We start from the raw sequence: 12,279 nt of genomic DNA on the forward strand, positions 1-12,279 counted from the left end.
AGCGCCAGGCCACCAGACCGGATAGATATGATACCAACACCCCCGCGGGGTGGAGCAGCCCGGTAGCTCGTCAGGCTCATAACCTGAAGGTCACAGGTTCAAATCCTGTCCCCGCATCCAAATGTTAAGCCCTCAGCACATCTCTGTGCTGAGGGCTTTTTTGCGTCCGCCCCCCTGCATCTCTTCAACAGCTGCCCGGCTATGCTGCGCCGCAACGGCTATCGGGCCGCGTCGGATGGAGCATGACTTCGCGTGGCGGACCAGACTAACTCGGCAGAGCAGACCAACTCTCCTCCCAGCCCCCCGGATCGCCAGGACGAAGACCGTCACCGCAAATCCGGCAAGGCCGTCATTCGCAAGGGCGACGAGAAAGAGGGCAAATCGGAGAAGAAGTCCGACGACAACAAACCTGACGATAAAACGAACGAGAAGCCGGAGGCGCGCAAGACCCCCGGACGCTGGCCACTCATCATCGGCGGAATCGTGCTAATTCTCGCCGCCGCTGGAGGAGGTTGGTACTGGTGGAGCCACCGCAATCTCGAATCCACTGATGACGCCTACACTGAGGGCCGCGCAGTTAGCATCGCACCGCGCGTCGGCGGTACCGTCACCGAACTGGCCGTCAACGATAACCAGCTTGTCCGCACTGGCGATCTCCTTCTTCGTATCGATCCGCGGGACTACCAGGTGCAGCGGGATCAGGCCCGTGCACAACTCGATCTCGCGCGCACCCAGCTCCGCTCATCCGAACTGGAATTGGAGATCGCGCGCGTCCGAGCGCCGGCCCAGCTGCAGCAGGCCGAAGCACAACGCGACTCCGCCCGCGCCAACCAGGCCCAGGCGCGCTCCGATTATCAGCGCCAGCGCAGCGTCGATCCCCGAGCCACCACACAGACAAGCATCGATACCGCGAGCGCCTCTCTCCAGACCCGCACGGCGGCGGTTGCACAGGCGGATGCGGAGGTGCGAATCGCCTCGGTCTCGCAGCAGACGATCGATCAGGCGGCCGCCATGGTCGAGCAGCGCCGCGCCGCCGTTGCCCAGGCCGAGGCGCAGCTTGCCCAGGCCGAGCTGAACCTTTCCTATACCGAGCTCCGCGCCCCGCAGGATGGCCGCGTCACCCGCCGCAACGTGGAGAGAGGCGCACTGCTTCAGCCCGGCGCCACGGTGATGAGCCTCGTCACGCCGGAAGTCTGGATCGCCGCCAACTTCAAGGAAAACCAGCTGGACCGGATGCGCCCCGGCCAAAGAGTCGAGGTCGAGGTGGACGCCTACCCCGACCTGAAGCTGCAGGGCCATGTGGACAGCATCCAGATGGGCAGCGGCGCAAGGTTCAGCGCCTTTCCGGCCGAGAATGCCACAGGCAACTTTGTGAAGATCGTCCGCCGCGTGCCGGTGAAGATCGTGATCGACCGCGGGCTGGACCCTAACCAGCCCCTGCCGCTTGGCCTCTCCGTCGTGCCGACGGTGACGGTGGAATGAGCGGGTCCCAGGGCTGGAAGCCCCGGTCCAATCCCTGGGTCATTACCCTCGTGGTTACCCTCGCCGCCTTCATGGAGGTGCTGGATACGACCATCGTCAACGTCTCCCTGCCCCATATCGCGGGCAGCCTCTCCGTCTCGAATGACGAGAGCACCTGGGCGCTGACCACCTACCTCGTCGCCAATGGCATTGTCCTCACCGTCTCCGGTGCGCTCAGCCGGATGATCGGGCGCAAGCGCTACTTCATCATCTGCATCACCGTCTTCACCCTCGCCTCGCTCGGCTGCGGCATGGCGAACGAGTTCTGGCAACTCATCCTGCTGCGTGCCGTCCAGGGCTTCTCCGGCGGCGGGCTACAACCAACGCAGCAGGCCATTGTCCTCGATACCTTTCCGCCGGAACAGCGCGGCACCGCTTTCTCCGTTACGGCGGTCGCCACCATCATCGCGCCGATCCTTGGCCCGGTGGTGGGCGGCTACCTGACCGACACCTACTCCTGGCACTGGATCTTCCTCATCAATGTGCCGATTGGGGCCATCACGGTTTTCGGCGTCCTGCAGGTCGTTGAGGACCCGCCTTGGGTCCAGGAGGAGAAGGAGCGGGGACAGCGCTTCGACTACATCGGCCTGGGCTTTGTCGTGCTCGCCCTCGGCGGGATGGAGATCGCCCTCGACCGTGGCGAGAACTACGACTGGTTCGACTCTGCCTATATTCGCAACGCCGCCCTCGTCTCCGCCATCGGCTTCGTCGGCGGCATGTACTGGCTGCTCTACGCGCGGAATCCCATCGTGAATCTCGGGGTCTTCAAGGACCGCAACTTCGCCGTGGGCTGCGCGCAGATCGGGCTGATGGGCTTTGTCCTCTACGGCTCGGCCGTGGTCATCCCGCAATTCGCGCAACAGCAACTCGGCTACAACGCCACCTGGTCGGGGCTCGTCCTGGCGCCGGGGGCCGTGGTGCTCGTCCTGCTCATTCCCGTGACTGGCCGGCTGATGAGGGCGATTCCCGCGAAGTATGTCATCGCCTTCGGCGGGCTCTGTCTTTCCGCCTCGCTCGTCTACTCCCAGCGGCTGACACCGAACCTGGACTACCAGCAACTCGCCATCATCCGCGCGACCCAGACCATTGGCCTCGCCTTCCTCTTCGTGCCGATCAGCACACTCGCCTACGCCACCCTGCCGCGGGAACTGAACGGCGACGCGACCGCGCTTTTCAGCATGATCCGCAACGTCGCCGGCTCGATCGGCATCTCCCTCTCCACCGCCATCGTCACCAACCACCAGCAGATCCGAAACAGCCAGCTGATCGAGCACATGACACCGCTCTACGAGCCCTACAACACGACCCTGCAAGCCATTCGGCAGGCGCTGATCGACATGGGCCAGTCACCCGCCCAGGCGGCACAGGGGGCGGTGACGCAGATGGTGCAGATCCTGCGCAGCCAGGTCGCCGTCCTCGCCTACTCCGACGTTTTCTCGATCACGGCGATTATCGCCCTGTTCATCGTGCCGCTCGCCTTCCTCTTCTCCGGAGTGAAGGCGCAGGGCGGGGCAGGGGGGCACTGATCATGCGCAGTCCTGCAGTCCTGCTCCTTGCCACCGCCCTCGGCGCCTGCACCGTCGGGCCGGACTTCACCCCGCCCGACCCGCTCGCGCCGCCGGCCTACCGGGACACCGCGCGCGCCACGGACGGCGCTGTCACCCCTTCGGCAAAGCCGGACCCCGAGTGGTGGAACAGCTTCCGCGACCCGCAGCTGACAAGCCTCGTCGGGCGGGCCATCAGCGGCAATCTCTCCCTGCAGCAGGCAGTGCTGCGCATTGCCCAATCCCGTCAGGGCGAGGCCGCGGCGCGGGCCGCCGGCCTGCCGACCCTGTCCGCCGACGGCGCCTATACCCGCCAGCAACTCGGGCTGCGCGGCATCCTGAAATCCCGCGGCGTCTATGACTCCGTGGACGACCTGCGCGGCAATGCGCGGCTGGAGGATGCCCAGGCCGGCCTTTCCGACCGCGCCGCAGACGCCCTGGGTTCGGCGCTCGGCCTGGCGACCCGGCCGACGAACCTTTTCCAGCAGGGGCTCGACGCCTCCTGGGAGCTGGATCTCTTCGGCCGCATCGCCCGGCAGGTGGAGCAGTCCCGTGCCCGCACGCAGTCGGCCGTGGAAGGCGCCAACGACGCGCTGGTCAGCCTCGTCGCCGAGGTCGTGCGCACCTACGCCTCGCTGCGGGGTGCCCAGGCCCTGCAGCAGGCGCAGCAGGACAACGTGAACGCCGCGCGCGACATCCTCGCCCTGACCCAGCGCCGCCAGCGGCAAGGCCTGACCACGCAGCTGGACGTGGAAAACCAGCGCGCGCAGCTCACCAGCTACGAGGCGCAGCTGCAGCCCTACACGGCCCAGGTCCAGCAGGCGATGAACCGCCTCGCCGTCCTCACGGGGGCCCCGCCCGGCCTGCTGGACGAGGAACTGGCGACTGCCCGCCCGATCCCCGTGGCGCCGCCGGCCGTGCCGGTGGGCGTCCCTTCCGAACTCGCGCGGAGACGCCCTGACATCCGTCGGGCCGAGGCGGATCTGCACGCCGCCACTGCTGGCGTGGGCGTCGCCGTCGCTCAGTTCTACCCCACCGTCTCCCTCACCGGCAGCCTCGGCACCCGCGCCATCGACGCGAGCTACCTAACGGACTGGGCAAGCCACTTCTACACCGCCGGCCCAGCCATCTCCGTCCCGATCTTCCAGGGCGGACGGCTGACGGCCAATCTGAAGCTGGCCAAGGCACAGTCCGCGGAAGCAGCGCTGGGCTACCGCAACGCCGTGCTCAACGCGCTGGCCGAGGTGGAGGACGCCCTCGTCGCCTACCGCACGGACCGGGTCCAGGCGGATCTGCTGCGCCAGACCGTCGCCTCCTCCCGCACCGCCCTCGCCCTGGCGCGGGATCGCTACGACCACGGCTTGTCCAGCTTCATCGAGGTGCTGGACGCGCAACGAACCCTGGTCGGGGCACGGCAGCAGGAAGTGAGAGCGAGCATCACCGTCACGAACGACGTTGTCGCCCTTTACAAGGCACTTGGTGGCGGCTGGAGCGACCGGGAGTGGATGGACCGCGCGACGGCAGCCCAGCCGCAATAGGGTTCTGGGCTGACAGTTTGTCCCGGGGCGAGAAAGGATAAATTCCTCTTCTCCCAATCCCGTTCGAAGCAGTGCTTCGAACCCGTCGCTTTTTCAGACTCTGATGTTGCTAGAATAACGGTGCGCCTCGGCTTCATGAGCCGATGCGACCGCATGGGCAAAATAGATCTCGATCGTAAAGGTCGAACGGCTCAGGCGCGTTCCGCAGCAGCCCAATGCAGGTCCAGGAGCCCCAGGCTCCTGGCGGGGGTTCCAGGGGGCAGGGCCCCCTGGTGCCGAACCCGGCAGAAGCGGTACCCGCCGCCTCACCCCGCCGTCGCGCGGACCCGCCGGTTAAAGGGGTTGCGGATGCGGATCTTGCGGGCCCGCAGCACGCGCCCGGGCGGGCGAATGGCCAGCCGCGCCCCTTCCGGCCCGCGTTGCAGGTGGAGGGTACGCTCGTGGAAGGCGTCCAACCCCGGGCGGTGGCCGATGGAGATGAGCGCGCTCTTCGGCAACTCTTCCAACACCAGCCGCATCATCGCGTCTTGGTTCTCCTCATCGAGTGCCGCCGTCGCCTCGTCCATGAAGATCCAGCGCGGCTTCTGCAGCAGCAGCCGGGCAAAGGCGAGGCGCTGCTGCTCACCGAGCGAGAGCACCTGGTCCCAGCGCTCCTCGCCGTCCAGCCGGTCCTCGAGATGGGAGAGCCCGACCCGCTCCAGCGCGGCCACGGCCGCCTTGTTCGAGACCTTATCAGGCGCGCTTGGGTAGGAGAGGGCGCCGCGCAACGTCCCCAGCGGGATGTAGGGGCGCTGGGGCATGAACATCGTCGCCTCGCGAGGTGGCATATGGATCTCGCCGCTGCCCCAGGGCCAGATGCCGGCGAAGGCACGGAACAAGGTGCTCTTTCCCGTACCGGATTCGCCCTTCACCAGCACGCGCTCCCCGGCGCGGATCTCCGCACTTGCCTCCGCGATCACGACAGAGCCATTGGCGAAGGCCACCTGCACGTCGCGGAAGGCCACGCGCTCCTCCTCGCCCGCCTTCTCCTCCACGCGCACGATCGTCGGCTGGTCGCCGTCCTGCACCATCTCCTCGATGACACGGAGGGACTCGCGGAAGGAGAGGAGCCGCTCCACGGAAGAGCGCCACTCGGCCAAGCGCGGGAAGTTGTCCACGAACCAGTTGAGCGAGGACTGCACGGATCCAAAGGCGGAGCCGATCTGCATCAGCCCGCCCAGCGTGATGGCGCCCGAGAAGTAGGAGGGTGCGGCCACCACGGTCGGGAAGACGGAGGTGAGCATCCCGTAGGCGCTGGTGAGCCACATGAGCTTGCGCTGGCTCTTCATCAGGTCACGCACCGCGTCCGCCACGTTGGTGAAAAGCTTGGCCAGGCCGCGCCGCTCATCCGTCTCGCCGCCGATCAGGGCAATGCCCTCGCTGCTCTCCCGCGCGCGAACCAGGCCGAAGCGGAAGTCTGCTTCTTTCGCCGTGCGCCAGAAGTTCAGCGCCACCATTGGGCGGCCGACGAGGTAGGTCAGGCCTGAGCCGATCGCCGCGTAGATCAGAGCCGCCCAGACCATATAGCCGGGGATGGTGATGGCGTGCCCGGCCACCGTCAGGTTCAGCGCGCCGGAGATGCTCCAGAGAATGCCGATGAAAGCGATCAGCATCACCACGGAATTGAAGATGCCGGTCGCGAAGTCCACGGCCAAGTCCACCGCCAGCCGGGCGTCCTCCGCGATGCGCTGGTCCGGGTTGTCGGACTCGCCCGCACGCTCGAGCTGGTAGTGGCGCGCATTCGTCATCCACAGGTCCAGCAGGCGCCTCGTCAGCCATTCCCGCCAGCGAAGCTGCACGAGCTGCTTCATGTAGAGCTGGTACACCGCCGTGATCATCGAGGAGCCGGCGAGCCCGACGAAGAGCACCATCTGCCAGAGAAAGGCGTTACGGTCCCGGTTCTCCAGCGCGTTGAAGAAGTCGCGGTTCCAGAGGTTGAAGCGGATCTGGATGAGGATCTGCAGCAGGGTCAGCGCCAGGAGGCCTGCCCCCAGCCATTTCGCGCCCTTGCCCCGCAGGAAGTAGCCGCCGGCGAGGCGGAGGAAGGCCCCTACCGCGCCCGTCTGGATCTGGACCTTTGCCCCCGTCGCGTCACTCACCCGTCGTCTCGCCTGTCCTGGTTCGTGTCGCCGTCCGGTTCCTGGCGGCGGTTCTCATTGTGGGCGCTCTGCCGGTGCCGGCAGCGGCCCGAGCTTGTCCGGGCTCTCGCCGATCCGTTCGGCGTCCAAAGCCTTGCCACGGTTCTGCACGGTGGCCCCATGTCCCGAGGCGGCGATGCTGCGGCCCACGGCCAGCTTGTCCCCCAGCGCCTGCCCCACGCCGGCCGGGACGCGGATCACCACACCCTCGTCCAGCACGGCGCCGATCACGTCGCCCTGCGGCGTATACAGCGGCGCCCGGATGGTGCCGGAAACCTGCAGCATCTCGTCCGCCGCCCGGTATTCCGGGAAGGTCCAGGCCGGTCGGTCCACGAAGCGGGCCGCGCTGTCTCCATCCTTTGCCCAGGCCAGAAGCGTGATCGCCGGGGCGCGCCGGGCGCGGATGCCGTAGACCACGATGGACTGACCGGGGGACACCGCCTGCATGATGTCGTCGGCGATGTGCTCGGGGAAGAGCACCTGCGGCCCTTCGCGGAACATCAGCCGGTCGGTCTTCCCCTCGGGGGTCAGCAGGTAGCGCTCGACCACCCCCGTGAAGGAGGGCAGCTGCGTCGGGTCGAACCAGAGGCGCCCACCACTGGCATTCGAACCCCCGGAGCTATTCCCCTGAGACAATACCGGCCCCGCGACGAGTGTCGCGAGGCCGGCCAGAAGCGCCGTGCGGCGATCCATCGAACCCTCAGATCCAGCCCCGGCCGGCCACCAGGGAGACCAGGAAGAGGATGAGGAAGATCACGAACAGAACCTTGGCGATGCCGCTGGCCGCCGAGGCCACGCCGCCGAAGCCCAGCACGCCCGCGACGAGGGCAATGATGAGGAAGATGACAGTCCAGTAAAGCATTGTCCGGTTTCCCTTGAAGGAGATGCGATCCCTGAACGTAGGATAGCGGGGCCGGTTGCCCGATGTGGTTGCCGGTCCGCCACGAGGCGTTGCCGCCGCGCTACACTGCCTGGTTCGAGGCGGAGCCGTCCCCCTGGCGGGACGCCCATTCCGCCAACTGCCGCTCCGCCTCGTCCGGACCCAGGCCATAGCGCTCGCGGATGCGCTCCAGCAGCAGGTCACGGCTGCCGCCGGCCTGGCTGATATCTTCCTCTGTCAGCTTTCCCCAGTCCTTGCGGACCTTATCGCCCATCCCGCCCCAGTCGCCGGCGAGGCGGCCCCAATCCAGCTTCTCGGTCATTCCGTCCTCCATCCTTCCCGCGCCGATGCGGGCCTGTCGGATGGAACGGGGGCGCGGTCCGGGGGGTTGCCGGACCGCGCGGGCCGTCAGTCCAGTGAAACGCCGCCGGAGACCGCCTGATAAGTCGCAATGGCTAGCGCCACAGGCTCGAAGGGCTTGCTGATGATGAAGGCCGGCTCCAGCCGCTCCGCCGTCAGCAGCCGCTCGGGGTAGGCGGTCACGAAGATCACGGGCGTGTTCTGCTCCTGCAGAATGCGCTGCACGGCGGAGATGCCGTCGCCGCCCGGCCCGAGGTTCACGTCCGCCAGGATCAGCCCCGGCTTTAGGTCGCGAGCCATCTGCACCGCTTCCGCCTCGCCGCTGGCGATGCCCACCACGTTGTGGCCACAGCTCTCGACGAGCTGCCGGATGTCCATGGCGATGATCGGCTCGTCCTCGATCACCATGATGTCCGTCGCGGAAACGGCGCGCAGCGCGGTGCGCGCGGCCTCCAGCAGGCGGCGGCCATCTTCCAGCGAGATGCCCAGGGCAAGGGCGGCGTCCGTGATCGTCAGATCCTCCAGCGCCGTGAGGAGGAGGAGCTGGCGCTGCTTCGCGGAGATGTGCTCACCGGGCGTGTCCGGCACCAACCGGCTCACCCCGGCGAAGAGAGCGAGCGGGCCCGGCACGCCCTCGGGCAGCCCAGCCCGTAGCGCCTGGGCCACCAGCGCATCGCCCTGCGCCTGGCTGCCGGTCAGGGCCCGGGCATAGCGCCGGGCATAGGGCAGGGTGCGAAGCAACTCCCCCTGCGACACAGCATTCATCCGTGATAGTCCTCCGCCGCCCGAGCGGTGCCGCCGACATGACGGAACGCGTCCGGGCCCTTTACATGGTTGCGCCGCGCGCCGCTTGGAGGCGTCGCGCGGTCCTTATTCCAGCCGGGTGCATGACAGCAGACCAGGATTTCCGCCCGGCTCTTACGCGCCTTCTGCCCGACCTACGGGCTTTCGCCCGATTCCTGTCGCGCGATCCGGCCGCAGCCGACGACCTCGTGCAAGACACATTGTTGCGTGCCCTGCGCAACGAGGGCCAGTGGCAGCCAGGCACCAGTCTTCGTGCCTGGACTTTCTCCATTCTCCGCAACGCCTGGTTCGAGGACCGGCGCCGCAACGCCGCCCGCCGGCGCGCCCTGGACCGTGCCCCACCGGAGGAGGAGGGGCACCCGGCCGGGCAGGAACACCGGATGGAGGTGATGGGGCTCGCCCGCGCCATGAAGGACCTCACGCCCGAGCAGCAGGAGGCGCTGGTGCTCGTTGGCGCGCTCGGATTTTCCACCGAGGACGCCGCGCGGGTGGCCGGCGTGCAGGTCGGGACCCTGAAGGCCCGCGTCTCCCGCGCCCGGAAGGCCTTGGCAGCACGGTACGGCAATGAGGCGGATCAGGAGGTTACCGACTGAACCTCGGTCCTGGCGTTTTCGTGATCAAGTGGGCGGTAACCGGAATCGAGGCCCATGCATTGGTCGGGTGAAGTTCGAGTAGAGGGATAGCCCAGATGACCGAGACCGTGACTGCGACGCCCGCCGCTCCCGCCACCTCCCACACGGCCGCTGACTTCCACAAGCTGCTCGTCACCACTCTGCCGCGGCTGCGCGTGCAGGCGCTGGCGCTGACCCGCAACCGCGCCGACGCGGACGACCTGGTGCAGGCCGCCGTCACATCCGCCCTGGCCGCGAAGGACAGCTTCACCCCCGGCACCAACTTCGGCGCCTGGATGTTCCGCATCCTGCGGAACCGCTTCATCTCCGACGTGCGCCGCAAGCGCGAGACGACGGACATCGACGACGTGCCGAGCTCCGCCTTCGCCCGCCCCGGCGCCCAGGAGGACAGCCTGGTGATGCGTGAGCTGCGCGGCCACCTGTCCCGCCTGCCGGCCGAGCAGCGCACGGCGCTGGTCATGGTGACCGTGCAGGGCCTGTCCTACGAGGAGGTCGCGGCGGCGATGGATTGCGCCGTCGGCACCGCCAAGTGCCGCGTGTTCCGCGCCCGCCAGACCCTGCAGCGCTGGCTGACCGGCGAAGAGCGTGGCGTTGATGCGCCGAAGGTCGCCGCCTCCACCCGTAAGTCCTCCTCTTCCCCTCGGGCCACCCGTCGTCGTATGGCGACGGATGACACTGCTGCGGGGCACGCGAACCCTGTCTGAGGATGGCCGAGAGTAACGCCAAGGGGAAATCGGGACCTGTGCCCAAGCCCGGATCATCTGGAGGAGCCAACGGGCGCGGCGAAGCCGCGCCCGAAGCCGCCTTTGATATCTGGCTCCAGCGGGGCCTGCATCAGATGTTCGACGACGTGATGCGCGAACCGATTCCCGAGGAGCTTCTGCGCCTCATCGAGCAGGATCAGCAGCGGGGCTGACAGATCTGTGCCGGGCGGGATTTTGCCGTCCGGCACTGTACGAAGGAACGTCCGATCAATGCCCGGGCAGGACAGGTTGAGGCAGCTGCGGCTGCGGCTCGGCTCCGCCCTGGGCGGCATACGCGGACGGATGATGGTGCTGGTGATGGTCGCCGGCATTCCCGTCGCGGCGATTGCGATCACGAACTCCCTGCAGGACTACCGCGCCGCGCTGGACGAGGGACGCCGCGGCGTCGAGACGCTGCGCGCGCTGGTGGCGGCGCGCTACGGGGTGGCGATCGGCAGTGCCGAATCCGTCCTCATTGCCCTGGCCCGCCAGGATCCACGCATTGGCGATGACCCGGCCGGCTGCACCGCCTCCTTTCGCCGCGTGGTCGATCTCCATCCCGGCGATATCGGCGAACTCGCCATGGTGGTCGCCGGCCAGCCCCCGGCCTGCGGCACCGTTCCCGCCGGATTCGATCCGCAGCCCCTGTTGCGCGAAGCCCTGGCAAGCGGCGCCCCGGCCTATGGCGCCTTCCTGTCCGGCAATCGTGGCCGCGGTCCGCTTCTCCCCGTGGCGGTGCCCGGCTCGGCTGTCGGCTCTACGGGTGGGGAATGGGCCGTCATCGGCACGGTGGTTTTGCGCGACGACGCCGCCCTGCCCGGCAGTGCCCGGACAGCCGGCGATATGGTCTGGCTCATCGACCGGACGGGCCGGGTCCTCTCTCCCGGCGGCGCCGGCGGGCCGACCCTGGATCCCGCCATGATCGCCCGGGTGGGGGAGGGGGCGGAGGTAAGGGAGGGGCTGCGCGGCGAGGTGGTCTACGCCGGTGCGCGCCTCAACTCCGGCCTGCGGCTCGTTGTAGGCCACCCGATCTCCGGCGCGCGGGAAGCGGCGCGTGCCGTCCTCCTCCAGCGCATCCTGGAACTGGCGACATTCCTCCTCGCCTGCCTTGCCGCCATCGTGGTCGGGGCGGACCTCGCGATGGTCCGGCCGCTCCGCCTTCTTTCCATCCGGGTCCGGGCCTGGCGGCCGGGCAATGTCTTCGTAGTGAACCCGATCGGCACGGAGCCGCGGGAGGTTCGGGCCGTGGAGCAGGCGTTCAGCGAGGCGGCCGAGGCCTTGGCCCGGCGCGAGACCGACCTGCGGGCCGCGCTGGAGCAGCGCGACGCGCTGATGGCCGAGATCCACCACCGCGTGAAGAACAACCTGCAGATCGTTTCCTCCCTGCTGAACCTGCAGGCCGGGCGCATCGCGGATCCCGCCGCCATTGCGGAGTTCCTGGCCGCTCGAAACCGGGTGCGCGCGCTGGCCACGCTGCACCGGCACCTCTACGTGCAGCACAGCTTCGAATCCGTCTCCCTGCCGCCATTCCTGACCGAGTTGGCGAACCAGCAGTTCTCCTCCCACAATGAGGCGCCGGGGGAGCGGCTGGCCCTGAAGCTGGAGATCGGCGACATCACGATCTCCACGGACCAGGCCGTCTCCCTGTCCCTCCTGGTCACGGAGGCGATGGGCAACGCGGTGGAGCACGCCTTTCCCGACGACACGCGCGGCACGATCTGGCTTTGCCTCCAGCAGGAGGATGCCGAGGTGGTGTTGACCGTCCGGGACGACGGGATTGGCCTGCCGGACCGGCAATCCCGCCCGCGCGGGCTCGGCCTTCAACTGATGGACGGCTTCGCCAAGCAGCTCGGCGGTCCGCTGAAGGGCGGGCGGGCCGAGGGGGAGGAGAGCGGAACCTGTTGGAGCGTGCGCTTCCCCGTCCGCGCCAACCCGCCGCCGCGTCCGATGGCGAACTGATCCTTTTCCCAGCAAGGGGCTGGCAGCGCTGCTCGACGGGCCTTGCCTGCCCACTTCCCTCATCGGTTGTGTTCAGGGCGCCATGCCCTGCCGAAGCAGGCGGTTGTCCGCCGTGGCCGCG

General features: G+C 68.2%; 12 protein-coding genes and 1 tRNA gene. 8 read left to right on the forward strand and 5 right to left on the reverse strand.

What is annotated here, in order from left to right:
- Window positions 1-43: 43 nt before the first annotated feature.
- The 4 genes from J5Y10_RS11585 (at window position 44) to J5Y10_RS11600 (ending at window position 4,603) form a co-directional block, all read left to right on the forward strand.
- Window positions 44-120 (forward strand) — tRNA-Met (locus J5Y10_RS11585).
- A 132-nt stretch (window positions 121-252) separates the two neighbouring features.
- Window positions 253-1,482, forward strand: coding sequence for an HlyD family secretion protein (locus J5Y10_RS11590; RefSeq protein ID WP_342452900.1), 1,230 nt, complete (start codon window positions 253-255; stop codon window positions 1,480-1,482).
- Entirely contained in the window at window positions 1,479-3,047 is a 1,569-nt protein-coding gene (locus J5Y10_RS11595) for a DHA2 family efflux MFS transporter permease subunit (protein WP_209373733.1), read from the forward strand. The genes J5Y10_RS11590 and J5Y10_RS11595 overlap by 4 nt, the downstream gene beginning before the upstream one ends.
- Before the next feature lie 2 nt (window positions 3,048-3,049).
- Window positions 3,050-4,603 carry an efflux transporter outer membrane subunit gene (locus tag J5Y10_RS11600; protein ID WP_209373736.1) on the forward strand — a complete coding sequence of 518 codons (1,554 nt, stop codon included), beginning with the start codon at window positions 3,050-3,052 and terminating at the stop codon, window positions 4,601-4,603.
- Between the two features lie 305 nt (window positions 4,604-4,908).
- On the opposite strand, the gene J5Y10_RS11605 is transcribed toward J5Y10_RS11600, so the two are convergent.
- The 5 genes from J5Y10_RS11605 to J5Y10_RS11625 form a co-directional block, all read right to left on the reverse strand.
- A complete protein-coding gene (locus J5Y10_RS11605) occupies window positions 4,909-6,741 on the reverse strand; it encodes an ABC transporter ATP-binding protein/permease (RefSeq protein WP_209373738.1) in 1,833 nt (610 codons plus the stop codon).
- A gap of 54 nt (window positions 6,742-6,795) precedes the next feature.
- Complete coding sequence (locus tag J5Y10_RS11610) at window positions 6,796-7,473, reverse strand: hypothetical protein (RefSeq protein WP_209373740.1); 678 nt, start codon at window positions 7,471-7,473, stop codon at window positions 6,796-6,798.
- Window positions 7,474-7,480: 7 nt separating this feature from the next.
- Window positions 7,481-7,642, reverse strand: coding sequence for a DUF1328 domain-containing protein (locus tag J5Y10_RS11615; protein ID WP_209373742.1), 162 nt, complete (start codon window positions 7,640-7,642; stop codon window positions 7,481-7,483).
- A 100-nt stretch (window positions 7,643-7,742) separates the two neighbouring features.
- A complete protein-coding gene (locus J5Y10_RS11620; RefSeq protein WP_209373743.1) occupies window positions 7,743-7,982 on the reverse strand; it encodes a CsbD family protein in 240 nt (79 codons plus the stop codon).
- Window positions 7,983-8,068: 86 nt separating this feature from the next.
- A complete protein-coding gene (locus J5Y10_RS11625; RefSeq protein WP_209373745.1) occupies window positions 8,069-8,785 on the reverse strand; it encodes a response regulator in 717 nt (238 codons plus the stop codon).
- A 122-nt stretch (window positions 8,786-8,907) separates the two neighbouring features.
- Here J5Y10_RS11625 and J5Y10_RS11630 point away from each other — a divergent pair, with 122 nt between their 5' ends.
- The 4 genes from J5Y10_RS11630 (at window position 8,908) to J5Y10_RS11645 (ending at window position 12,158) form a co-directional block, all read left to right on the forward strand.
- Complete coding sequence (locus J5Y10_RS11630) at window positions 8,908-9,417, forward strand: sigma-70 family RNA polymerase sigma factor (RefSeq protein WP_209373747.1); 510 nt, start codon at window positions 8,908-8,910, stop codon at window positions 9,415-9,417.
- 95 nt (window positions 9,418-9,512) lie between these two features.
- Complete coding sequence (locus J5Y10_RS11635) at window positions 9,513-10,160, forward strand: sigma-70 family RNA polymerase sigma factor (RefSeq protein ID WP_245214605.1); 648 nt, start codon at window positions 9,513-9,515, stop codon at window positions 10,158-10,160.
- 2 nt (window positions 10,161-10,162) lie between these two features.
- Window positions 10,163-10,372 carry a NepR family anti-sigma factor gene (locus J5Y10_RS11640; RefSeq protein ID WP_209373749.1) on the forward strand — a complete coding sequence of 70 codons (210 nt, stop codon included), beginning with the start codon at window positions 10,163-10,165 and terminating at the stop codon, window positions 10,370-10,372.
- Between the two features lie 58 nt (window positions 10,373-10,430).
- On the forward strand, window positions 10,431-12,158 hold the full coding sequence (locus J5Y10_RS11645; protein ID WP_209373751.1) for a sensor histidine kinase: 1,728 nt from the start codon (window positions 10,431-10,433) through the stop codon (window positions 12,156-12,158).
- The last annotated feature ends 121 nt before the right edge of the window (window positions 12,159-12,279 follow it).

The organism is Roseomonas indoligenes (assembly GCF_017813365.1).
GTDB classification, from domain to species: Bacteria; Pseudomonadota; Alphaproteobacteria; order Acetobacterales; family Acetobacteraceae; genus Roseomonas; species Roseomonas indoligenes.

Coding starts and splice junctions, on each gene's coding strand:
- J5Y10_RS11640 (WP_209373749.1), top strand. CDS start 10,163: ATGGCCGAGAGTAACGCCAAGGGGAAATCGGGACCTGTGCCCAAGCCC.
- J5Y10_RS11600 (WP_209373736.1), top strand. CDS start 3,050: ATGCGCAGTCCTGCAGTCCTGCTCCTTGCCACCGCCCTCGGCGCCTGC.
- J5Y10_RS11620 (WP_209373743.1), bottom strand. CDS start 7,982: ATGACCGAGAAGCTGGATTGGGGCCGCCTCGCCGGCGACTGGGGCGGG.
- J5Y10_RS11645 (WP_209373751.1), top strand. CDS start 10,431: ATGCCCGGGCAGGACAGGTTGAGGCAGCTGCGGCTGCGGCTCGGCTCC.
- J5Y10_RS11625 (WP_209373745.1), bottom strand. CDS start 8,785: ATGAATGCTGTGTCGCAGGGGGAGTTGCTTCGCACCCTGCCCTATGCC.
- J5Y10_RS11610 (WP_209373740.1), bottom strand. CDS start 7,473: ATGGATCGCCGCACGGCGCTTCTGGCCGGCCTCGCGACACTCGTCGCG.
- J5Y10_RS11615 (WP_209373742.1), bottom strand. CDS start 7,642: ATGCTTTACTGGACTGTCATCTTCCTCATCATTGCCCTCGTCGCGGGC.
- J5Y10_RS11595 (WP_209373733.1), top strand. CDS start 1,479: ATGAGCGGGTCCCAGGGCTGGAAGCCCCGGTCCAATCCCTGGGTCATT.
- J5Y10_RS11630 (WP_209373747.1), top strand. CDS start 8,908: ATGACAGCAGACCAGGATTTCCGCCCGGCTCTTACGCGCCTTCTGCCC.
- J5Y10_RS11635 (WP_245214605.1), top strand. CDS start 9,513: ATGACCGAGACCGTGACTGCGACGCCCGCCGCTCCCGCCACCTCCCAC.